Origin of the sequence: Haliea sp. E17 (assembly GCF_048323675.1) — a bacterium.
Lineage (GTDB): Bacteria > Pseudomonadota > Gammaproteobacteria > Pseudomonadales > Halieaceae > Mangrovimicrobium.
Genome location: NZ_JBLWFK010000002.1, coordinates 656170 through 678190 on the forward strand (window position 1 = coordinate 656170; position 22021 = coordinate 678190).

17 protein-coding genes are annotated in these 22021 nt (G+C 61.4%); 6 read left to right on the forward strand and 11 right to left on the reverse strand.

Annotation, left to right across the window (positions count from 1 at the left end; translation table 11 throughout):
* The first annotated feature begins 26 nt into the window (after positions 1–26).
* Entirely contained in the window at positions 27–3716 is a 3690-nt protein-coding gene (gene metH / locus ACNKU3_RS06070; protein WP_418258523.1) for a methionine synthase, read from the forward strand.
* Between the two features lie 14 nt (positions 3717–3730).
* Complete coding sequence (locus ACNKU3_RS06075) at positions 3731–3961, forward strand: DUF2970 domain-containing protein (protein WP_418258524.1); 231 nt, start codon at positions 3731–3733, stop codon at positions 3959–3961.
* Positions 3962–3990: 29 nt separating this feature from the next.
* Here ACNKU3_RS06075 and ACNKU3_RS06080 read toward each other — a convergent pair whose 3' ends face one another.
* Positions 3991–4113, reverse strand: a complete 123-nt coding sequence (locus tag ACNKU3_RS06080) for a methionine synthase (RefSeq protein WP_418258525.1) — start codon at positions 4111–4113, stop codon at positions 3991–3993.
* 195 nt (positions 4114–4308) lie between these two features.
* Between ACNKU3_RS06080 and ACNKU3_RS06085 the strand changes: the two genes are divergently transcribed.
* Genes ACNKU3_RS06085 through ACNKU3_RS06095 form a run of 3 tightly spaced genes read left to right on the forward strand, consistent with a single transcriptional unit; the run spans position 4309 to position 7619 of the window.
* A complete protein-coding gene (locus ACNKU3_RS06085) occupies positions 4309–5964 on the forward strand; it encodes a nitrite/sulfite reductase (RefSeq protein WP_418258526.1) in 1656 nt (551 codons plus the stop codon).
* Positions 5957–6391 (forward strand): DUF934 domain-containing protein, encoded by a 435-nt coding sequence (locus tag ACNKU3_RS06090; RefSeq protein ID WP_418258527.1) that lies wholly within the window; start codon positions 5957–5959, stop codon positions 6389–6391. Before ACNKU3_RS06085 ends, ACNKU3_RS06090 begins: the two co-directional genes overlap by 8 nt.
* Positions 6392–6446: 55 nt before the next feature.
* Positions 6447–7619, forward strand: a complete 1173-nt coding sequence (locus ACNKU3_RS06095; RefSeq protein WP_418258528.1) for a cation:proton antiporter — start codon at positions 6447–6449, stop codon at positions 7617–7619.
* A gap of 432 nt (positions 7620–8051) precedes the next feature.
* Here ACNKU3_RS06095 and ACNKU3_RS06100 read toward each other — a convergent pair whose 3' ends face one another.
* A complete protein-coding gene (locus ACNKU3_RS06100; protein ID WP_418258529.1) occupies positions 8052–8981 on the reverse strand; it encodes an electron transfer flavoprotein subunit alpha/FixB family protein in 930 nt (309 codons plus the stop codon).
* Positions 8981–9730, reverse strand: a complete 750-nt coding sequence (locus ACNKU3_RS06105; RefSeq protein WP_418258530.1) for an electron transfer flavoprotein subunit beta/FixA family protein — start codon at positions 9728–9730, stop codon at positions 8981–8983. The genes ACNKU3_RS06100 and ACNKU3_RS06105 overlap by 1 nt, the downstream gene beginning before the upstream one ends.
* A 269-nt stretch (positions 9731–9999) precedes the next feature.
* On the opposite strand from ACNKU3_RS06105, the gene ACNKU3_RS06110 reads away from it, so the two are divergent.
* Complete coding sequence (locus ACNKU3_RS06110; RefSeq protein ID WP_418258531.1) at positions 10000–11652, forward strand: electron transfer flavoprotein-ubiquinone oxidoreductase; 1653 nt, start codon at positions 10000–10002, stop codon at positions 11650–11652.
* Between the two features lie 75 nt (positions 11653–11727).
* On the opposite strand, the gene ACNKU3_RS06115 is transcribed toward ACNKU3_RS06110, so the two are convergent.
* The 8 genes from ACNKU3_RS06115 to tig form a co-directional block, all read right to left on the reverse strand.
* Positions 11728–12240: a DUF1285 domain-containing protein gene (locus ACNKU3_RS06115; RefSeq protein ID WP_418258532.1), complete on the reverse strand. Its 513-nt coding sequence runs from the start codon at positions 12238–12240 to the stop codon at positions 11728–11730.
* 28 nt (positions 12241–12268) lie between these two features.
* Positions 12269–13453, reverse strand: coding sequence for a phosphoglycerate dehydrogenase (locus ACNKU3_RS06120; RefSeq protein ID WP_418258533.1), 1185 nt, complete (start codon positions 13451–13453; stop codon positions 12269–12271).
* A 19-nt stretch (positions 13454–13472) separates the two neighbouring features.
* Entirely contained in the window at positions 13473–15356 is a 1884-nt protein-coding gene (locus ACNKU3_RS06125) for a SurA N-terminal domain-containing protein (protein ID WP_418258534.1), read from the reverse strand.
* Positions 15357–15495: 139 nt separating this feature from the next.
* Positions 15496–15771 (reverse strand): HU family DNA-binding protein, encoded by a 276-nt coding sequence (locus tag ACNKU3_RS06130; protein WP_418258535.1) that lies wholly within the window; start codon positions 15769–15771, stop codon positions 15496–15498.
* 195 nt (positions 15772–15966) lie between these two features.
* Entirely contained in the window at positions 15967–18378 is a 2412-nt protein-coding gene (lon, locus tag ACNKU3_RS06135; protein WP_418258536.1) for an endopeptidase La, read from the reverse strand.
* 129 nt (positions 18379–18507) lie between these two features.
* Positions 18508–19800: an ATP-dependent Clp protease ATP-binding subunit ClpX gene (gene clpX / locus ACNKU3_RS06140; RefSeq protein ID WP_418258537.1), complete on the reverse strand. Its 1293-nt coding sequence runs from the start codon at positions 19798–19800 to the stop codon at positions 18508–18510.
* A gap of 110 nt (positions 19801–19910) precedes the next feature.
* The gene (clpP, locus tag ACNKU3_RS06145; protein WP_418258538.1) at positions 19911–20552 is read right to left on the reverse strand and encodes an ATP-dependent Clp endopeptidase proteolytic subunit ClpP; all 642 of its coding nucleotides are present in this window, start codon (positions 20550–20552) and stop codon (positions 19911–19913) included.
* Between the two features lie 71 nt (positions 20553–20623).
* The gene (gene tig / locus ACNKU3_RS06150; RefSeq protein ID WP_418258539.1) at positions 20624–21949 is read right to left on the reverse strand and encodes a trigger factor; all 1326 of its coding nucleotides are present in this window, start codon (positions 21947–21949) and stop codon (positions 20624–20626) included.
* Positions 21950–22021 lie beyond the last annotated feature (72 nt).

Below are 22021 nucleotides of genomic sequence, written 5' to 3' on the forward strand. Positions count from 1 at the left end.
GGCGGCGCGTTGAATCGGGAACCAGCATGGCAAGTCAAGGCGACACAGCAGTATTACTGGAACAGGCCCTCCAGGAGCGCATCCTCGTTATCGATGGTGCCACCGGGACCATGATCCAGAAAGTTGGCCTGGTCGAGGCCGACTACCGCGGTGAGCGCTTCGCGGCGCACGCGGTCGACCTCAAGGGCAACAACGACATACTCTGCCTGACCCGCCCCGAGGTGGTCGAGGATATCCACCGCGCCTACCTGGAAGCCGGCGCGGACATGATCGAGACCAACAGTTTCAACGCGACCTCCATCGGCCAGGAGGATTACCGGCTGGGCGAACTCGCCTACGAACTCAACCTGGCCTCGGCGCGCATTGCGCGCAGGATCGCCGACGAGGTGTCTGCACAGACGCCGGACAAGCCGCGCTTCGTCGCCGGGGTCCTCGGCCCCACCCCGAAGACCGCGTCGATTTCACCGGAAGTCAACGATCCGGGCGCGCGCAGCATCACCTTCGAGCGCCTGCGCAAGTCCTATCTCGAGGCGACGCTGGCGCTGGTCGAGGGCGGCGCGGACCTGATCATGATCGAAACGATCTTCGATACCCTGAACGCCAAGGCGGCGATTTTTGCGGTGAAGGAGGCTTTCGAGCAGATTGGGCGCGAATTGCCGATCATGATTTCAGTGACCTTCCCGGACGTCAGCGGCCGGGTGCTGTCAGGGCAGAACCCCGAGGCTTTCTACAATGCCATCGCCCACGCCAGGCCGCTGATTGTCGGCAGCAACTGCGGGCGGCGCTACAAGGAAATCCGTCCTTTCCTCGAGGAACTGGCCAGCGTGGCACCCTGCTATTTCAGCGCCCACCTCAATGCGGGATTGCCCAATGCCTTTGGCGAGTTCGATGAAACCCCGGAAATCATGCACGAGGATTTCCGCGAATTCGCCAGCCGCGGCTTCCTCAACCTCGCTGGCGGCTGCTGCGGCACCACGCCCGAGCACATCCGCGCGATCGCCCAGGCGGTCGAGGGCGTGCCGCCGCGCCCCCTGCCCGAGCCACAGGCTGCGTGCCGGCTGGCGGGCCTGGAACCGCTCAACATCACGGCGGACAGCTTGTTCGTGAATGTCGGCGAACGCTGCAACATTACCGGCTCTGCCGCCTTCAAGCGGCTGATCCTGAACGATGATTACGACACGGCGCTGAACGTGGCACGTACCCAGGTCGAGGACGGCGCCCAGATTATCGACGTGAACATGGACGAAGGCATGCTCGATGCCAAAAAGGCCATGGTTACCTTCCTCAATCTGGTGGCCTCGGAGCCGGATATTTCCCGGGTACCGGTGATGGTCGACTCCTCCAAGTGGGAGGTAATCGAAGCGGGGCTGCAGTGCATTCCCGGCAAACCGGTGGTCAACTCGATCAGCCTGAAAGCGGGAGAGGAGGAATTTCTCGAGCAGGCGCGCCTGTGCCAGCGCTACGGCGCCGCGGTGGTAGTCATGGCCTTCGACGAAAACGGCCAGGCGGATAACCTCGAACGCCGCCAGCAGATCTGCAAGCGCAGCTATGACCTGCTGGTGGGCGAACTCGGTTTCAATCCGCAGGACATCATCTTCGACCCGAACATCTTCGCCGTGGCCACCGGTATCGAGGAACACAACAACTACGCGGTGGATTTCATCCAGGCGACGGATTACATCAAGCAGCACCTGCCCGGGGCGCTGGTCTCCGGTGGCGTGTCCAACGTGTCCTTTTCCTTCCGCGGCAACAACGCGGTGCGCGAGGCGATCCACTCGGTCTTCCTCTACCACGCGATCCGCGCCGGCATGGACATGGGCATCGTCAACGCCGGCCAGCTGGCGGTCTACGACGAACTGCCGCCGCAACTGCGCGACGCGGTCGAGGACGTCATCCTGAACCGCCGCGAGGACGGCACCGAGCGCCTGCTGGAACTGGCGGAATCCTTCCGCGACAGCGGTGCCGGCGAAGGCCGCACGGAAGATCTGTCCTGGCGCGAGCAGGATGTGGCCAAGCGCCTCGAATACGCACTGGTGAAGGGCATCAACACCTATATCATCGACGATGCGGAAGAAGCCCGGCACCAGTTCGAGCAGCCGATCGAGGTGATCGAGGGGCCGCTGATGGACGGCATGAACGTGGTCGGCGACCTGTTCAGCGAGGGCAAGATGTTCCTGCCCCAGGTGGTCAAGAGCGCCCGCGTGATGAAACAGGCGGTGGCCCACCTGCAGCCCTATATCGAGGCCGGCAAATCCGCGGGCTCGCGCAGCAACGGCAAGATCCTGCTCGCCACGGTCAAGGGCGACGTGCACGACATCGGCAAGAACATTGTCGGGGTGGTGCTGCAGTGCAACAACTTCGAGGTCATCGACCTCGGGGTCATGGTGCCCTGCGAGGAAATCCTGCGCGTGGCGAAGGAAGAACAGGTCGACATCATCGGCCTCTCCGGCCTGATCACGCCCTCGCTCGACGAGATGGTGCACGTGGCCGCCGAAATGCAGCGCATCGGCTTCGAGGTGCCCCTGCTGATCGGCGGGGCGACCACCTCCAACGCCCACACCGCGGTGAAAATCGAACCGCAGTACCAGAACGACATCACCGCCTACGTGCCGGATGCCTCGCGCAGCGTGTCGGTGGCGACCCAGTTGATGGGGAACAACAAGGCCGTGTTCGTTGCCCAGCGCCGCGAGCAGTACGAGGAGGTGCGCGAGCGGATCGCCAAGCGCGAGCCGAAGGCGAAACAGCTTGCCTACAGCGAAGCCGTCGCCCGGGCGCCGGAATTCGACTGGGCGAACTACCAGCCGCCCCGCCCTGCCTTTACCGGCATTCGCGTGTTCGATGATTTCCCGCTGGAAAAACTCGTGGAAACCATCGACTGGACACCCTTCTTCATCACCTGGGAACTGGCGGGCAAGTACCCCAACATCCTCAGTGACGACAAAGTGGGCGTCCAGGCCACGGACCTGTTCAACGATGCCCAGGCCATGCTCAAGCGCATCGTCGAGGAAAAGTGGCTGACCGCCCGCGCGGTAATCGGTTTCTGGCCCGCCCAGCGGCTCGGCAGCGATGACATCCAGCTTTTCGCCGACGAATCTCGCAATAGCGAACTGGCAGTGCTGCACCACCTGCGCCAGCAGACCGAAAAAGCCGACGGCAAACCCAACCTCTGCCTGGCGGACTATGTCGCCCCGGCGGGCAGCGGTGTCGAGGACTATGTGGGCGGCTTCTGTGTCACCACCGGCCACGGCGTTGACGAGCGCGTTGCGCAGTACCACGCACAGCACGACGACTACAACAGCATCCTGCTACGGGCCCTGGCCGATCGCCTCGCGGAATCCTTCGCGGAATACATGCACCGGCTGGTGCGCACCGAACTGTGGGGGTATGCACCGGAAGAGTCACTGGCGAACGAGGACCTGATTCGCGAGCGCTATCGCGGAATCCGTCCGGCGCCCGGCTACCCGGCCTGCCCCGACCACACGGAAAAAGCCACGCTGTTCCGCCTGCTAGATGCCACCGCCAACAGCGGCATCGAGTTGTCGGACAATTTCGCCATGACCCCGGCGTCTTCGGTCAGCGGTTTCTACTATTCCCACCCCGAGGCACGCTATTTCGCCGTAGGCAAGATCGGCCGCGACCAGCTCGAGAGTGTCGCCGCACGCAAGGGCATGTCCATCGAAGAAGCCGAGCGCTGGCTGCGGCCTAACCTGGCCTGAAGGAGCCACTGGCAATGAGTGAACAGCAGGACGAAACGCCGAAAAAACGCGGACTCAACCCGCTACAGGTCGTCGGCAGCGTATTCGCGGCGATGTTCGGCGTACAGAGCAGCAAGAACCGCAAGCGGGATTTTGAACAGGGACGCGCGGGCACGTTCATTGCCGCGGGTATCATTTTCGGGATTCTGTTCGTAGTGACGATTTACACGGTGGTGCAACTGGTGTTGAGCAGCGCGGGCAGGTAAGACCTCCCGCGCCGGGGTAAGGGATAACCTCAGGTAGGCATGCCGGAGAGCCAGAGATACATGGTCAGCACGATGATGGAAATAATGGCGGTGGCCGCAATCGCGTCTGCAGCTCCATCGCCGGCGTCTTTATTGGTATGTTCTTCGCTCATGGCACTCTCTCCTGTGCGTCGGGGTGGATGACGCCCACATTATACCCATAGAAGCGCCCGGCCCAAGTGCCAAAATCGCTCCTAATTTCTGGTTCTAACCTTATGAATAAACTCACTATTTACGCGCGGGCCATTTCTGGTAAGGTAGCGCTCCCGCGGCCTGCGGCCGGGGTTTGGAAGCGACAGGAATAATCGATGTACATCTACGACCAGTACGACCAGCAGATCGTGAACGAGCGCGTCGCGCAGTTTCGCGACCAGACCGCACGTTACCTCGACGGCAAGATCACTGACGAGCAGTTCCTTCCCCTGCGCCTGCAGAACGGCCTGTATATCCAGCGCCTGGCGCCCATGCTGCGGGTCGCGGTGCCCTACGGCCTGCTGAGCAGCCGCCAGCTGCGCAAGGTGGCGGAGCTCTCGCGCAAGTTCGACAAGGGTTATGTCCACGTCAGTACCCGCCAGAACTTCCAGTTCAACTGGCCGGAACTGGAGGACGTGCCGGAAATCCTCGCGGAACTGGCCACCGTACAAATGCACGCCATCCAGACCTCCGGCAACTGTATCCGCAATACCACCACCGACCAGTACGCCGGCGTGGCTGCCGATGAACTGGAAGACCCGCGCCCCTGGTGCGAGCTGATTCGCCAGTGGTCGACCCTGCACCCGGAATTCGCCTTCCTGCCGCGGAAATTCAAGATCGCGGTGTGCGCCAGCCAGGAAGACCGCGCCGCCATCCACGTCCACGATATCGGCCTGGAAGTGCTGCACAACGCCAGCGGTGACACCGGTTTCCGCGTACTGGTGGGCGGCGGTCTCGGCCGCACCCCGATCATCGGCGAGGAAATCTGCCCCTTCCTCGAAAAGGAACACCTGCTGAGCTACCTGGAAGCGATCCTGCGTGTCTATAACCAGCACGGCCGCCGCGACAACAAGTTCAAGGCCCGCATCAAGATCCTGGTTAAAGCCATGGGCGTGGACGCCTTCCGCGAGGCGGTGGAAAAGGAGTGGGTAGCCCTCAAGGACGGCCCGACGACCCTGACCGATGCGGAAATTGCCCGCGCCAAAAGCTACTTCACCGCGCCGGACTACGCCACGGGCGACGCTGCCGCGAGCGCCGCTGCGCTGCAGGCCCAGTGTGTCGAAGACGCGATCTTCGCCAACTGGGTGAAGCGCAACACCGTGGAACACCGGGTTGCCGGCTACCGCATCGTCAACGTTTCCCTGAAAGTCACCGGCTACCCGCCCGGCGACATCACCGACCGCCAGCTGGAGCTGGTCGCCGACCTGGCTGACCGTTTCTCCTTCGGCGAGGTGCGCAACACCCATGAACAGAACATGGTGCTGGCCGATGTCCGCCAGGACGAACTCTACGAACTGTGGCAGGCCCTGCAGAAAGCCGGCATGGCCACCCCGACCATCGGCTACCTGACAGACATGATCTGCTGCCCGGGCGGCGATTACTGCTCGCTGGCCAACGCCAAGTCGATCCCGGTGGCCGAGGCCATCCAGAACCGCTTTGACGACCTCGACTACGTCTACGACCTCGGCCCGCTGGACCTCAACATCAGCGGCTGCATGAACGCCTGTGGCCACCACCACGTGGGGCACATCGGCATTCTCGGCGTGGACAAGAAAGGCCAGGAGTTCTACCAGATCAGCCTCGGAGGCCACCAGGGCCGCGACGCATCCCTCGGCAAGATCCTCGGCCCCTCCTTCAGCCAGGAAGATATGGCCGATGTCGTCGAAAAACTGATCCACACCTTCGTCGACCTGCGACAGGATGAAGAAACTTTCCTCGACACCTACCGCCGGGTGGGTATCGACCCCTTCAAGGAGCGCGTTTATGCCTAAGTTGATTCGCGACGGCGCCATCGTCGAGGACGATGACAAACTCGAGGTCCTCGACCTCGAAACCTGGCTGGAATGCAGCGATCGCGCCTCCCGGGCGGTGGTACTCGAGCCGGGCGAAACCCTCGAGCCCCTGTTGGCACATATCGATGAACTGCCCCTGGTGCTGGTGAACTTTCCCACATTTACCGATGGCCGCGGCTTCTCCTACGGCCGCGAACTGCGCCAGCGCGGCTATACCGGCGAACTGCGCGCAGTCGGCGCCTTCATCCGCGACCAGTTGACCTACCTCGGCCGCTGCGGCTTCAACGCCTTCCAGATGGACGACGAATCGCAACTGGAAGACGCCCTGGAGAGCCTCCGGGATTTCAGCGAGTACTACCAGGCCTCCATCGACCAGCCCCTGCCGCTGTTCCGTCGCCGCGCCTGATTCCAATGCCGGTGCCACTTGATTACACTCCCTCTTCACGAGGGAGTTTTTCGTTGTGGATGGCTCGATAACCTATTCTTTTTTCCTGATCTTCTCCGGCGCCGCCGTGTTCGCCTCACTGGCGCTGGCAACCCGGCAACCGCTGATCATCGCGTACATCGCGCTGGGTGCCTGCCTCGGCCCCTACGGCATGTCGCTGGTCACCAGCACCCAGTTGCTGGCAGACATCGGCCATATCGGCATAATCTTCCTGCTGTTCCTGCTCGGCCTCGACATGCAGCCGCAGGCGCTGATTTCCACGCTGAAAAAATCCACCGTGGTCGCCCTGCTCAGCTCGGGGCTGTTCTTCCTGATGGGCGCCGGCGTCGCCATCCTGTTCGGTTTCAGCACGACCGACGCGCTGGTGATCGGCGCGGCCATGATGTTTTCCTCCACCATCATCGGCATCAAGCTGCTGCCGACCACTGTGCTGCACCACCGCCACATCGGCGAACTGATGATCGGTCTCCTGCTGCTGCAGGACCTGCTGGCCATCACCGTATTGATCGTCCTGTTCGGCGTGTCCGCCAACGAAACCGGCGGCATGGGCCGGCAACTCGCCATCTCCTTCCTCGGCCTGCCGCTGATGGTGGGCGGCGCCTGGCTGGTAGTGAAGTTTGTCATGCTCCCCCTGCTCGCCCGTTTCGACCGCTTCCACGAGTACATTTTCCTGCTCGCCATCGGCTGGTGCCTGGGGCTGGCTGAAACCGCTGCGGCGATCGGCCTCTCGGAGGAAATCGGCGCGTTTATCGCCGGTATCACCATCGCCACCAGCCCGATCTCCCAGTACATCGCGGTCAACCTTAAACCCCTGCGCGACTTCTTCCTGATCCTCTTCTTCTTCGCGGTCGGCGCGCGCTTCGACCTGCGCCTGTTGGGGGATATCTGGCTGCCGGTGCTGGTGCTGTCGGTGCTCGTACTGACCGTTAAACCGACGGCGTTCCGCTTCCTGCTCAAGGGGGTCAGCGAGAAGCGCATCCTCGCCTGGGACCTGGGGTTCCGGCTGGGCCAGGGTTCTGAATTCGCCCTGTTGATAGCCTATGTCGCCGCTGGCGCAGCGTTGATCTCGGAACAGGCCTCGATCCTGATCCAGGCGACTACGATTGTGACGCTGCTGGCGTCGTCGTATATCGTGGTGCTGAACTACCCTACTCCGATTGCGATTTCGGATCGGTTGCGGCGGGATTAATTCGGTAGTCGTTCCCCTGGTGCTTCGGAAACCGGGGAGACAAGCAGTAGTTGCTCCCCGGGACCGCCAAAAAGCGCACATCCATGTGCAGGCTCGGCCTCGGACATCCATGTCCTCGGACGCCCCGGGGAGCAACTACTGCTTGTCTCCCCTCGCACCGTGCCAATCCTGAAGCTCGAAACTGCCACAGCTGGAATCTCCACTGAGTTAGGACTGTATGCGTGAAGGCGCCGCACGAAAACGTCTGAGGCCATGGAGGGCCCGACCGGCGCTCCGGGAAGCCGAGCTGCCATGGATGGCGCTTTTGCGTTTTTCGGGCGGCGCCTTCACGTATACAGGCCGACCCAAGTACTCCCAAAGCTCGAATTCACCAAGCCCGGAAAACAAAAAAGCCGGCATTAGGCCGGCTCTTTTGAGAATTGTGCGAAAAGCTTACAGCTTGGACTCAAGCTCCGGCAGCGCGTCGAACAGGTCTGCAACCAGGCCGTAGTCGGCAACCTGGAAGATCGGGGCGTCTTCGTCCTTGTTGATCGCGACGATCACCTTGGAGTCCTTCATGCCCGCCAGGTGCTGGATCGCACCGGAGATACCGACGGCGATGTACAGGTCCGGGGCGACGATCTTGCCGGTCTGGCCGACCTGCATGTCGTTGGGGACGAAGCCCGCGTCGACAGCCGCACGGGATGCGCCGATCGCGGCGCCCAGTTTGTCGGCAATGCCGTCCAGCAGCTTGAAGTTGTCGCCGTTCTGCATGCCGCGGCCGCCGGAGATGACCACCGGGGCGGCGGTCAGTTCGGGACGGTCGGACTTGGCCAGCTCTTCACCGACGAAGCTGGAGATGCCAGCGTCGTGGACGGCAGCGACCGCTTCGATAGTGGCTGAGCCGCCTTCGGCGGGGGCTGCGTCGAAACCGGTGGTGCGCACGGTGATGACTTTCTTGGCGTCGGCGGTCTGCACGGTAGCGATGACGTTACCGGCGTAGATCGGGCGCTTGAAGGTGTCCGCGGACTCGACACCGATGATGTCGGAGATCTGGGCGACGTCCAGCAGCGCGGCGACGCGCGGCATGGTGTTTTTCGCGGTGGTGGTGGCCGGGGCGACGAGGTTGTCGTAGGCAGCGCCGACTTCGGCGATCAGCTGGCTGGTGTTCTCTGCCAGCTGGTGGGCGTAGGCGGCGTTGTCGGCGACCAGCACCTTGCCGATGCCGGGGATGGCCGCGGCGGCTTGCGCCACGCTGTCACAACCGGCGCCGGCAACGAGGATATCGATGCCTGCACCCATGGCCTGGGCTGCAGTGACGGCGTTCAGGGTCGCGCCGGACAGGGCGCTGTTGTCGTGTTCTGCAATTACCAGAGTGCTCATCAGATTACCTTCGCTTCGTTTTTCAGTTTGTCGACCAGCTGATCCACGTCAGCCACCTTGATGCCCGCCTGGCGCTCGGCCGGCGGCTCGACCTTGAGCAGGGTCAGGTGGGACTTCACTTCCACGCTGAGGTCGGCGGGGGTGAACACGTCCAGGGGCTTTTTCTTGGCCTTCATGATGTTCGGCAGCGACGCGTAGCGCGGCTCGTTGAGGCGCAGGTCGGTGGTGACGATTGCCGGCAGGGTCAGTGCAACAGTTTGCAGACCGCCGTCGACTTCACGGGTCACGTTGACTTTATCGCCGTCGACAACCACTTCGGAGGCGAAGGTGCCCTGGCCCATGCCGGTCAGTGCGCCCAGCATCTGGCCGGTCTGGTTGTTGTCGCCGTCGATGGACTGCTTGCCGAGGATGACCAGCTGCGGCTGCTCTTTCTCGACCACGCCCTTGAGCAGCTTGGCAATCACCAGCGGCTCGACGTTGCCTTCGACTTCGACCTGGATGCCGCGGTCGGCGCCCAGCGCCAGTGCGGTGCGGATCTGTTCCTGGCAGGCCTTGCTGCCAACGGAAACGACAACCACTTCGCTGGCTACGCCTTTTTCCTTGAGGCGTACGGCCTCTTCGACAGCAATTTCACAGAAGGGGTTGATGGCCATCTTGACGTTGTTCAGGTCAACGTCGCTACCATCGGCTTTGGCGCGGACCTTGACGTTGTAGTCAACGACGCGCTTAACGGCAACAAGAACCTTCATGGATTCTCCATTCGATTATTCAGGGTGGATTGGCGGTGCCGGAGCGGTGTTTGCGCCGGGACGAGTAGTTCGGCGGGGTATCTTGCCGATTCTGCCCGCCGGGGTCAATAGCGGTTTCGCCCAGCAAAATTGACCCCAACAGACAGTTTCAGGGTGCTATACAGGCCCGCTATTATAGTTTTTTATCTTTCAAAATTATATACTTGCGCCCCTTTGGGGACAGTGTCCCGCCCGCCCCCTGCCCCAGGCAACAAGAAGAGGATATCGCTGTGGAACGTGAATCAATGGAATTCGATGTGGTCGTTGTCGGCGCAGGCCCCGCCGGTTTGTCCGCCGCCTGCCGCATCATGCAACTGGCCCAGGAGAAGGAACAGGAAATCACTGTCTGCGTCGTGGAAAAAGGTTCCGAGGTCGGCGCGCATATCCTGTCCGGTGCAGTGCTCGAACCGCGCGCCCTCAACGAACTCTTCCCCCAGTGGCAGGAGCAGGGCGCGCCCCTGAACACCAGGGTCACCGGCGACACCTTCTACCTCTATACCAGCGCCACCGGTGCCATCACCCTGCCCAACTTCATGATCCCCAAGCCCACCCATAACGAAGGCAATTACATCGTCTCCATGGGCAACGTCTGCCGCTGGCTGGCGGAACAGGCCGAAGGCCTGGGCGTGGAGGTCTACCCCGGCTTCGCCGCCGCGGAAGTGCTGTTCCACGAGGACGGCTCGGTCAAGGGTATCGCCACCGGCGACATGGGTATCAGCGCAGAGGGCGAGCACAAGGACAGCTACATGCCCGGCATGGAACTGCACGCCAAGTACACCCTGTTCGCCGAGGGCTGCCGCGGTCACCTCGGCAAGCAGCTGATCGAGAAATTCGGCCTCGCCGACGGCAAGGATGCCCAGCACTACGGCATCGGCATCAAGGAAATCTGGGAAATCGACCCGGCGAAGCATGAAGAAGGCCGCGTCGAACACGGCCTCGGCTGGCCGCTGTCCGAAAATGGCGCCACCGGCGGCGGTTTCCTCTACCACGCGGAAAACAACCAGGTATACCTGGGCCTGATCACCGACCTGAGCTACGACAACCCCTACCTCAGCCCCTACGAGGAATTCCAGCGTTGGAAGCACCACCCCACCGTCAGCAAGTATCTCGAAGGCGCCACCCGTATTGCCTACGGCGCGCGGGCCATCACCAAGGGCGGCTTCAACTCCCTGCCGAAAATGCACTTCCCCGGCGGCCTGTTGATCGGCTGTGACGCCGGCACCCTGAACTCGGTCAAGATCAAGGGCAACCACACTGCCATGAAGAGCGGCATGCTCGCGGCGGAAGCGGTGGTCGAGGCGATCGGCCAGGGTGATTCACGCCCCGCCGACCTGGCCAGCTATGCCAGCAAGGTGGAGAACTCCTGGCTGCACGAGGAACTCTACAGCACCCGCAACTTCTCCGGTTTCATGCACAAGTTCGGTTTCCTGATCGGCTCCGCGCTGGTGTGGATCGACCAGAACATCTTCCGCGGCAAACTGCCCTTTACCGTGCACGACACCAAACCGGACTACGCGGCCCTCAAACCCGCCAGCGACAGCAAGCAGATCACCTATCCCAAGCCGGACAACAAGATCAGTTTCGACCGCCTGTCATCGGTATTCCTGTCGAATACCAACCACGAGGAAGACCAGCCCTGCCACCTGACCCTCAAGGACCCCAGCGTGCCGATGGAGGTCAACTATCCCAAGTGGGCGGAACCGGCGCAGCGCTACTGCCCGGCGGGCGTCTACGAGGTAGTCGAGGACGAAAACGGCAAGCGTTTCCAGATCAATGGCCAGAACTGTGTGCACTGCAAGACCTGCGATATCAAGGACCCTTCGCAGAACATTGTCTGGGTAACCCCGGAAGGCTTTGGCGGGCCCAACTACCCGAACATGTAATGTAAAAAGCACGAGCAAAAAAGGCGGGGAACTCCCCGCCTTTTTTCTGTCTGTCACTTTTGCGATGTGCCCGGTTCAGGCCAGGCTGTAGCTGTAGTCGCCGCTGTGCACGCGGTTGTCCTCATCCGCCAGTTCCACCAGTCGGTACCAGGCGCTGCGACTGAACAGCGCGGTGAGCCCGTGCCAGAGCGACAGGACGGCCACACCCTCCAGGCTGGGTTCCGGCTGCAGCGGATGGTCAGGGGAAATGGTCACCGTTTTACCAGTGTTCAGGGTGGCCTGCAGGTATCCATCCCGGGAACTGACGTCGGTGACCAGCAGCGGGTGCAATTGAACCTGGATGCGCCACTTTTCCACCGGCGTCACCAGGTAGTACTCGCCATCCTCCTCGCGCCGCAGGATGCTGGCGAACAGGTTGCGCAGGGATTCGCGCTCTATGGCGGTACCCTCGTGGTACCAGCTACCGTCCGCGGCGATCTGGATATCGATATCGCCGGACAATTCAGGGTGCCACAGGTGCAGCGGCGGGCTGTCGAAATCCCGCTTGCGCTGCATCTGCTGTTCTATCTGCTCCAGTGGGTCCGCCATCGCTTCCCCCTCCGGGTTTTGGCCCCTCTCAGGCGCAATTCCCGATCAGGCGCACATTGATTACCCCGTTCAGGGCGCGCATGGTGTCGAGCACGGACTCGGTGACGTCGCCTTCGATATCAATCAGATTATAGGCGATCTCGTCGCGGCTCTTGTTCAGCATGTCGATGACGTTGATGTTCTCGTTGGCCAGGATCGACAGCACGCTGCCGAGGATCTTCGGCACGTTTTCGTTGGTGACGGACAGGCGACAGCCGCTTACCCGCTCCAGCACCAGGGTCGGGAAATTGACCGAGTTGCGGATATTGCCGTTCTCGAGGAAATCCCGCAGCTGGTCGGCGGCCATAATGGCGCAATTGTCCTCGGCTTCATCGGTACTCGCGCCGATATGCGGCATGAGGATGACGTCATCGCGGCCGATAAGCGCGGGCGACGGGAAGTCGGCGATATAGCGGCGCAGGCGATCACCGTTGAGAGCATCCACCAGTGAAGGTTCGTCGACAATCTCCTGGCGCGCGAAGTTAAGCAGGCAGGCGCCCGGTTTCAGCGCGGCGAACAACTCGGCGTTGATAAGGCCGCGGGTGCTGTCCAGTACCGGCAGGTGCAAACTGATGTAGTCGCAGCGGGCGAACAGCGCGGACAGGGTCTCGGCGCGGCGCACCTGGCTGGAAAGTCGCCAGGCGGCCTCAACCGACAGTGCCGGGTCGAAACCAACGACGTCCATGCCCATGGTCAGGGCCATCTCGGCCACCAGTGAGCCAATCGCACCGAGGCCGACGACGCCGAGGGTCTTGCCCACCAGCTCGCTGCCCTTGAACTGTTTCTTCTGCGCTTCGAGGGTGCGGTGCATCTCACCCATGTCCTGCATACCGGCCAGCGTATCGACGTAGCGAACGCCCTCCAGGATGCCGCGTGATCCCAGCAACAGGCCCGCCGCCACCAGTTCCTTGACCGCATTGGCATTGGCCCCGGGGCTGTTGAACACCGGAATACCGCGCTTGCTGCAGGCGTCGACGGGAATGTTGTTCACCCCGGCGCCAGCGCGCCCGACCGCGAGCACGGAATCCGGAATGTCCTCCGGCGCCAGTTTGTGGCTGCGCAGCAGGATGGCGTCCGGATGGGCAAACTCGCTGGCTATTTCGTAGGTTTCCCGCGGCAGGCGCTCGAGGCCGCGCACGGAAATCTGGTTGAGAGTAAGGATCTGACGTGCCATGGGGACCTCAACAGGAAAATTACATTACTTCGATGTCGGCGTTTGCGCGCAGGCCCTGGCGGTACTCGCTGTCCACCAGCTGGCCGAATTCACCACTGACCAGGCGCCGCAGCCCGGTCTTGTCTGCCTCGGGCAGGCCCTGGGCAGATCCGGGGGTAACCCGGGTGAGTTGATACACGTAGTAATCACCGGAGCGGGAGGCCACGAAGTCCACGGCAGATTCGCCTTCAGCTGGCGGTTGCAGCCGGAAAGCGTCGAGGGCCAGGTCTGCCGGCATGGTATTACTGCGGCGGGTCACGCCGATTTCGACCTGCCATTCGAAGTCATTGCCCTTGGCGAAATCCTCCACGGATTCGCCTGAGCGGAGCGCAGCTACCGCTGCCTGTGCAGCAGCTCGAACTGCGGCCTCGGCGTTCTGCTCGTTGATGCTGGCGACGATCTGTTCACGCACGTCAGCGAGGGGAAGGATTTCCGGCTTGTTGTGCTGGCGGGCATGCATGACTACCCAGTGCCCCTGCCCTACCTCGATAACATCGCTGTTCATGCCACCATCGAGAACTTCTTCCGAAAACGCTGCGTCGAGCAGCGCGGCACTGGCGAACAGCCCATCGGCCTGGTTGCGCACAATGGCATCGCTGCGCTTGATTTCCAGGCCCAGTTCCTTCGCCGGCATCTCGAGGCTTTCCGCATTGAACGTCAGGTCCTTGAGGCTTTCGACAACGCCGAGCAGTTCAGCATCGGCCTCCAGCAGGCTGAGACGCTCCTGCAGTGCAGGGCGCAGTTCCTCGAGGCTGGGAGGTTCGCCGGCCTGGTGTTCGGTCACGCGGATAAAATGGGTACCGGCGTCGGTGACCACCGGGCCGGAAACTTCGCCGACCGCGAGGGCCGCAATGGCCTCTTCCATCGGCTCGGGGAAAACGTCGCCGCTGGTGAAACCCAGGTCGCCGCCGTTCATGGCAGAGCCAATATCATCCGAGTATTCACTGGCGACATCGGCAAATGACTCGCCCGCGTCCAGCGCGCCCCGCACGCTGGCAATACGCTGCTGGTAATCGCTATCGGATTCGCCGCTCTGCTGGCTCAGGAGAATATGGGACACCCGGTTCTGGGCCTGGTACTCACCGTGCGAAATCTCCTCGTTATAGGCTGCCTGGATCTGCTCCTCGGAAACCGGCTGGGCGAAATCGCTGTCCCTCAATTCGATATAGTCCACCACCACGGATTCGGGTGAGCGGAAGGATTCCTGGTTGGCCTGGTAGAAAGCTTCGACGTCGCTCTCCGCGACGTCGGCAGCTTCGACACGGAAACGGTCAAGCGGCAGGGTCATATAACGCAGGTCACGTTGCTCCTCGACGATTGCCGCCGCCAGGGCCAGTTCATCGGGAGTGGCAAATTCGCTGCCGGCCAGGCCGGTACGCGCCTGGTTCACCAGCATGTCATCAACCATGGACTGCTTGAACGAGGCCGGCGAATAGCCGGACTCTGAGAGCAGCGCGCGGTACATCTGTTCAGAAAACTGCCCGTCAACCTGGAACTGTTCCATGCTGCCGATCACCGCGCCGACCTGGGCGTCGGAAATCTGCAGGCCCATATCCTGCGCCGACTGAAGCAGCAGCCTGCGCGCTATGATGCCCTGCATGGCCCGCTGCGAGAGCGCCTGGTCCTCGAGCATGGCCGGGTCGAAATTATCTCCCATCGCCGCGATCAGCCTGCGCTGTTCGATATTTACCGATTGCTGCAATTCGGCGGGAGAGATTTTTTCTCCGTTCACCTTGGCAACCGAGTTATCGGAACCACCAAACAGAAGCGTCTCGACGCCCCAGAAGGCGAAGGCGACAACGATCAGACCGATGATGATTTTGGCGGTGGTACCCTGGGTACTCTTGCGAATATCCTGAAGCATGGAAGTTGTTCTCTAACGTGATACAAAGGTGCGCTGTAAAAAAAAAGCGCACCCTGCAAAGTGCGCCTTTTCGTTTTTGCGTTTTTGCTTGCGTCTCGCCTACAACTGTTTTGCAGTGCGCAGCGCCAGCCGGCAACGCTTAGGGGTTAACCGCATCCTTCAGCGCTTTACCCGCTTTGAAACCGGGAACATTGGATGCTGCAATTTCGATGCTGGCGCCGGTCTGCGGGTTGCGGCCGGTGCGCGCAGCGCGGTGTTTTACCGAAAAAGTGCCGAAACCGACCAGGGAAACCTGGTCACCTTTTTTCAGTGCATCAGTGATGCTGTCAACCACTGCGTCCAGCGCGCGACTGGCAGAAGCTTTGGGCAGGTCGGCGGCTGCGGCAATGGCGTCAATCAATTCAGTTTTGTTCACACTTATCCCCTTGGAAGGTTGGTCTGCAGGACAGTTACTGTAATCACCCGGTACGGGCAAAATTCCGGAGGTGCCCCATTTTTTAGTCGATCCGGCGCGGGCTGAAAGCCCAGTAACGCCGCGGTTTTGGGCACCTGTGGCTGACGGACGACTCTATAACAGAGGAGGAAGGCCCGTCAACAAAGAAGCCTTCCATCAATGCGTATTAATCCGGTTTTTTTCTTCCTCTGAGGGCTCTTTCGACGCCGTTACGCTACTGGCGAGATAATCCTCGTCACTGAGCGGTTCAGGTGCAGTTTCAAGCGCAATCGACAGCACTTCGTCGATCCACTTGACGGCCCGGATGTTCAGATTCTTTTTTATATTTTCCGGAATTTCCTTGAGGTCCCGCTCATTCTCTTTCGGAATAATCACGGTCTTGATGCCACCGCGTCGCGCCGCCAGCAGTTTTTCTTTGAGACCGCCGATGGGCAGTACTTCACCGCGCAGCGTGATCTCACCGGTCATCGCGACATCCGCGCGCACGGGTATCTTGGTCAGTACCGAGACCAGTGCCGTACACATGGCGATACCCGCACTGGGGCCGTCCTTGGGCGTAGCGCCTTCGGGCACGTGGATATGCACGTCGTGACTCTCGTGGTAATTGGCGGGAATCCCGAGCAATTGCGAACGGCTGCGAACAACGGTCGTGGCCGCCTGGATCGACTCCTGCATGACATCGCCGAGGGATCCGGTTTTCACGTAACGTCCCTTGCCCGCAACCGCAACTGCCTCGATGGTCAGCAGTTCGCCGCCGACGGAGGTCCAGGCCAGGCCGGTAACCTGCCCTACCTTGTTCTCCTCCTCGGCGATGCCGAAGTTGTATTTGCGCACACCCAGCAGGTCGGGCAGCATGGCCGCCGTGACTTCGGTGCCACTTTGCGCTTCACCGATGGTGATGGCCTTGACCATCTTGCGGCAGACCTTGGCGATTTCGCGCTCGAGGGCGCGCACGCCCGCTTCGCGGGTGTAGTAGCGAATCACGTCGATCACCGTCTCCGGCGAGAACACGATCTCATTTTTCTTCAGGCCATTGAGCTTGATCTGCTTGGGAATCAGGTAGCGCTCGGCGATATTGAGCTTCTCGTCCTCGGTATAACCGGGAATCCTGATCACTTCCATACGGTCGAGCAGCGGCCCGGGAATGTTCATGGTGTTCGAGGTGCACACGAACATCACGTCGGACAGGTCGTAATCCACTTCGAGGTAGTGATCGTTAAACGCGTGGTTCTGTTCCGGGTCCAGCACTTCCAGCATCGCCGACGCCGGGTCGCCGCGATGGTCCATGCCCATCTTGTCGATTTCATCGAGCAGGAACAGCGGGTTGCGCACACCGGCCTTGGCCATTTTCTGCAGCAGTTTGCCGGGCATGGAGCCGATATAGGTGCGGCGGTGGCCGCGGATTTCCGCCTCGTCGCGCACGCCGCCGAGGGCCATGCGCACGAACTTGCGGTTGGTGGCGCGGGCCACGGACTCACCGAGGGAGGTCTTGCCGACGCCAGGCGGACCGACCAGGCACAGTACCGGCCCCTTCACCTTGCGCACGCGCTTCTGCACCGCGAGGTATTCCAGGATCCGGTCCTTGACCTCCTCGAGTCCGTAGTGGTCTTCTTCGAGGATCTGGGCCGCGCGACGCAGGTCGTGCTTGACCTTGCTGCGTTTCGCCCAGGGTACGCTGACCATCCAGTCGATGTAGCTGCGCACCACCGAGGCCTCGGCGGACATCGGCGACATCATCTTGAGCTTGGACAGTTCGGCCTCGGCCTTCTGCTTTGCTTCGGCGGGCATATTGGCGTTGTCGATGCGGGACTGCAGTTCGTCCAGTTCATTGGGCGCCTCGTCCATCTCACCCAGCTCTTTCTGGATAGCCTTCATCTGCTCGTTGAGGTAGTACTCGCGCTGGCTCTTCTCCATCTGCTTCTTGACCCGGCCGCGGATGCGCTTTTCCACCTGGAACAGGTCGATTTCGGCTTCCATCAGGCCCATCAGGTGGTCGAGGCGATCGCGAACACCGGCGATTTCCAGGATGCGCTGTTTCTCCGCGAGGTCCACGCTCATGTGCGCGGCAATGGTGTCAGCCAGCCGGCCGGGTTCGTCGATGCCGGTCAGGGACGTCAGTACCTCGGCGGGGACTTTCTTGCTCAGGTTGACGTATTTCTCGAACTGGGTATTGGTGGAGCGCAGCAGGGCTTCCGCTTCGCTCTCGGGAATCAGCTCACCCTCGATTTCCCGCACCTCGGCGACGGCGAAGGGGCCGTCATCATCGACACTGCTGATCACCGCGCGATAGCCGCCCTCCACCAGCACCTTGATGGTGCCATCGGGGAGTTTCAGCAGCTGCAGGATGTTGGACACCGTACCGACCTGGTAGATGTCGTCGGCACCGGGGTTGTCGTCGGCGGCGTTGCGCTGGGCAACCAGCAGAACCTGCTTGTCGTTCGACATGGCATGTTCGAGGGCTTCGATGGATTTCTCCCGGCCCACGAACAATGGCAGCACCATATGCGGGTAGACCACCACGTCGCGTAGTGGCAGGAGGGGAAGCGCGTTGGCAGAGGGTGAACCCATAGCAATCTCCGGATTAGGCAAAACTGGGTGTTGCACTCCGGATATGGGGTCGACAACCGGAATTGCAAGCACCACTGGCCAGGAAAGATAAGGCCGGGTGCGACGTTCGGGGCGAGCCCGAACGCCCGGTTAATCGTCGGTCGAAGCGGCGCGAGCGGCGGGCTCGTGGTTCTGGTACACCAGCAGCGGCTCGGAATCCCCGCGGATGACCGACTCGTCTATCACGACCTTGCTGACATCATTCCGCGAGGGAATGTTGTACATGGAATCGAGCAGTACGCCCTCGAGGATGGAACGCAGGCCGCGGGCGCCGGTCTTGCGCTCCATGGCTTTCTCGGCCACCGCGCGCAGCCCGTCCTCGCGGAAGTCCACTTCCACCCCTTCCATTTCGAACAGCTTGCTGTACTGCTTGGTCAGGGAGTTCTTGGGCTCGGTGAGGATCTGCACCAGGGCGTCGATGTCCAGTTCTTCCAGGGTTGCGATGACCGGCAGGCGGCCAACGAACTCGGGAATCAGGCCATACTGCACCAGGTCCTCGGGCTCGAGGTCCATCAACAGTTCGCCGGTATTGCGCTTTTCATCCTTGCTTTTGACTTCGGCGTTGAAGCCGATTCCGCCCTTTTCAGAGCGGTTGCGGATGACCTTGTCGAGGCCGGCAAAGGCGCCGCCGCAAATGAACAGGATGTTGGACGTGTCCACCTGCAGGAACTCCTGCTGGGGATGCTTGCGACCGCCCTGGGGCGGAACCGAGGCCACGGTGCCCTCGATCAGCTTCAACAGTGCCTGCTGCACCCCTTCACCGGACACGTCGCGGGTGATCGAGGGGTTGTCCGACTTGCGTGAAATTTTGTCGATCTCGTCGATATAGACGATACCCATCTGGGCCTTCTCGACATCGTAATCACACTTCTGCAGCAACTTCTGGATGATGTTCTCGACGTCCTCACCAACGTACCCCGCCTCGGTGAGGGTGGTGGCGTCGGCGATGGTGAACGGCACATCGAGCAGGCGCGCGAGCGTCTCGGCGAGCAGGGTCTTGCCGGAACCGGTAGGACCGACCAGCAGGATGTTGCTCTTGCCCAGCTCTACGTCGTCACCGCGGCCCTGCCCGTGGCGGAGCCGCTTGTAGTGGTTGTACACAGCGACCGACAGCACTTTCTTGGCGCGCTGCTGGCCGATGACGTACTCGTCGAGGATTTCCTTGATTTCCTGGGGTACCGGCAGCTTGTCCTTGTTGCCCTCGCCTGCAGTCTCCTGAACCTCTTCGCGAATGATGTCGTTACAGAGATCGACACACTCGTCGCAAATGAAGACCGAAGGCCCGGCGATCAGCTTGCGTACTTCGTGCTGGCTCTTTCCGCAGAAAGAGCAGTACAGCAACTTGCCGCCATCGTCTCCGGATTTACTGGATTGGTCACTCATCAAGCTGCCCTACACCAAAATATCTGATTCATCTTTGACTCAGGGTCAAAGATGATGTTTTTTACCGTGTTTTGCAAGCCCGGCAGGGCTGAAAAGCACTTAATATCACCCTACTGTGTGGCACTTCCCCTTTTGCTCACGACCTCGTCGATCAAGCCATAGGCCTTGCTTTCCTCGGCGTTCATGAAGCGGTCGCGCTCGGTATCGCGCTCGATGACCTCGATCGGCTGGCCTGTGTGTTCCGCCATCAACTCGTTGAGCTTCTTGCGGATGATCAGGATTTCGCGGGCGTGGATTTCGATATCCGTGGCCTGCCCCTGGGCGCCGCCGGAGGGCTGGTGGATCATGGTCCGGGCATTGGGTACACAGAAGCGCTTGCCCTTGGCTCCACCACTGAGCAGGAAGGCGCCCATGGAGGCGGCCTGGCCGATACACATGGTGCTGACATCCGGCTTGATAAACTGCATGGTGTCGTAAATGGACAGGCCGGCGGTGACGCTACCACCCGGGGAGTTGATGTACAGGTGGATGTCCTTGTCCGGGTTCTCGGATTCGAGGAACAGCAACTGGGCAACGATCAGGTTGGCCATGTGGTCTTCAACCGGGCCGACACAAAAGATCACACGCTCTTTCAACAGGCGCGAGTAGATGTCGTAGGAGCGCTCGCCGCGGGAGGTCTGCTCGACCACCATGGGAATGAGGCCGAGATTGTTGATGGCATTGGAATTACGCCCGTCTGGCTGAAATGGCATAGATGCTGTCCCTTATGGCATGAGTTGGGTTGGGCCGACAGGAACTGCCGGCCACGGAGTGTGGGTACAGATCAGCCCTCGTCCTGCTGGGCCGGCGCGATGGCCTCCTGGTAGCTGCACTCCTTCTCTACAATATTCGCACCCTCAAGCAATTTTTCAACCACCAAATCCTCAAGAACCTTGGATTCGATCGATGCCAGCTGCTCGCGGTTGGAGTAATACCAGTTGATAACCTCTTCCGGCTGCTCGTAAGTGGAAGCCAGGTCCTCGATGGTGGCTTTCACGCGCTCGGCGTCCGCCTTGATCTCGAACTTGCCAACCAGCTCCGACAGCACCAGGCCCAGGCGCACACGGCTCTCGGCATTCTCCGCGAACATGTCGTCGGGCAGCAGGGAGCGGAGGTCGGGCATCTGGCTGGCGGCGCCGCCAAACTGCTGCACCATCTGCCGGCGCAGGGCGTCGATTTCCTGGGCAATCAGTGCCTTCGGCAGCTCGACCGCACTGTGGGCCGCCAGGACTGCGTCCATTACCTGCTGCTTGACCTTGTTCTCCACGGCGTTCTTGAGCTCGCGGGCCATGTTCTCGCCCACTTCCTTGCGGAACTGCTCGAGACCACCGTCGGTCACGCCATATTTCTTGAACAGTTCCTCGTCCAGTTCGGCCGGAACCAGTTCCTTGACGGAATTCAGCTTGACGGTGAACTCCACGGCCGCACCTTTGAGTTCCTCGGCGTGGTAGTCCTCGGGGAAGCTCAGGGACAGGACCTTCTCCTCGCCCGCGCTCATGCCGACGATACCGTCCTCGAAGCCCGGAATCATACGACCGGAGCCGAGTTCCAGGGTCGCGCCTTCCGCACTGCCGCCCTCGAAGGCTTCGCCGTCGCGCACGCCCTTGTAGTCGATGTTCACGGTATCGCCTTCAGCGGCGGCACGCTCGACGTCGGTCAGGACGCCCTGCTGCTTGCGGAATACTTCGATGATGTTGTCGATATCCGCATCGGTGACGTCGGCGACCGGTTTCTCGATATCGAAACCCTTCATCTCAGCCGGTTCGACTTCCGGGAAGACTTCAAACGTCGCGATGTACTCGAGGTCCTTGCCTTCATCCAGCGATCGCGGCTCGATGCTGGGCTGGCCGGCGGGGCGCAGTTTTTCCTGGACAACCGCTTCCTGGAATGACTGGCTCATCACTTCGCCCACCACTTCCTGGCGCACACCGGCGCCAAAGCGCTGGCGCATTACCTTCATCGGCACCTTGCCGGGGCGGAAACCGGGAAGGCGGACATTTTTGGCCGCCTTTTTCAGGCGCTCGTCAACCTCGCTGTCGATGCGGATCGCGGGTACGCCCACGGTCAGTCGACGCTCCAGTCCTGAAGTCGTCTCAATGGAAACCTGCATGGTCATTCCTCGTAAATATCCAGGTTATGTGACGGCACCCTGTGCTCATGAGGCTGTACGGCCACCGCCATC

Bases quoted from the DNA above. Each gene is read 5' to 3' on its own strand.
- metH (WP_418258523.1), top strand. From the start codon at position 27: ATGGCAAGTCAAGGCGACACAGCAGTATTACTGGAACAGGCCCTCCAG.
- ACNKU3_RS06075 (WP_418258524.1), top strand. From the start codon at position 3,731: ATGAGTGAACAGCAGGACGAAACGCCGAAAAAACGCGGACTCAACCCG.
- ACNKU3_RS06080 (WP_418258525.1), bottom strand. From the start codon at position 4,113: ATGAGCGAAGAACATACCAATAAAGACGCCGGCGATGGAGCTGCAGAC.
- ACNKU3_RS06085 (WP_418258526.1), top strand. From the start codon at position 4,309: ATGTACATCTACGACCAGTACGACCAGCAGATCGTGAACGAGCGCGTC.
- ACNKU3_RS06090 (WP_418258527.1), top strand. From the start codon at position 5,957: ATGCCTAAGTTGATTCGCGACGGCGCCATCGTCGAGGACGATGACAAA.
- ACNKU3_RS06100 (WP_418258529.1), bottom strand. From the start codon at position 8,981: ATGAGCACTCTGGTAATTGCAGAACACGACAACAGCGCCCTGTCCGGC.
- ACNKU3_RS06105 (WP_418258530.1), bottom strand. From the start codon at position 9,730: ATGAAGGTTCTTGTTGCCGTTAAGCGCGTCGTTGACTACAACGTCAAG.
- ACNKU3_RS06115 (WP_418258532.1), bottom strand. From the start codon at position 12,240: ATGGCGGACCCACTGGAGCAGATAGAACAGCAGATGCAGCGCAAGCGG.
- ACNKU3_RS06120 (WP_418258533.1), bottom strand. From the start codon at position 13,453: ATGGCACGTCAGATCCTTACTCTCAACCAGATTTCCGTGCGCGGCCTC.
- ACNKU3_RS06125 (WP_418258534.1), bottom strand. From the start codon at position 15,356: ATGCTTCAGGATATTCGCAAGAGTACCCAGGGTACCACCGCCAAAATC.
- lon (WP_418258536.1), bottom strand. From the start codon at position 18,378: ATGGGTTCACCCTCTGCCAACGCGCTTCCCCTCCTGCCACTACGCGAC.
- clpX (WP_418258537.1), bottom strand. From the start codon at position 19,800: ATGAGTGACCAATCCAGTAAATCCGGAGACGATGGCGGCAAGTTGCTG.
- clpP (WP_418258538.1), bottom strand. From the start codon at position 20,552: ATGCCATTTCAGCCAGACGGGCGTAATTCCAATGCCATCAACAATCTC.
- tig (WP_418258539.1), bottom strand. From the start codon at position 21,949: ATGCAGGTTTCCATTGAGACGACTTCAGGACTGGAGCGTCGACTGACC.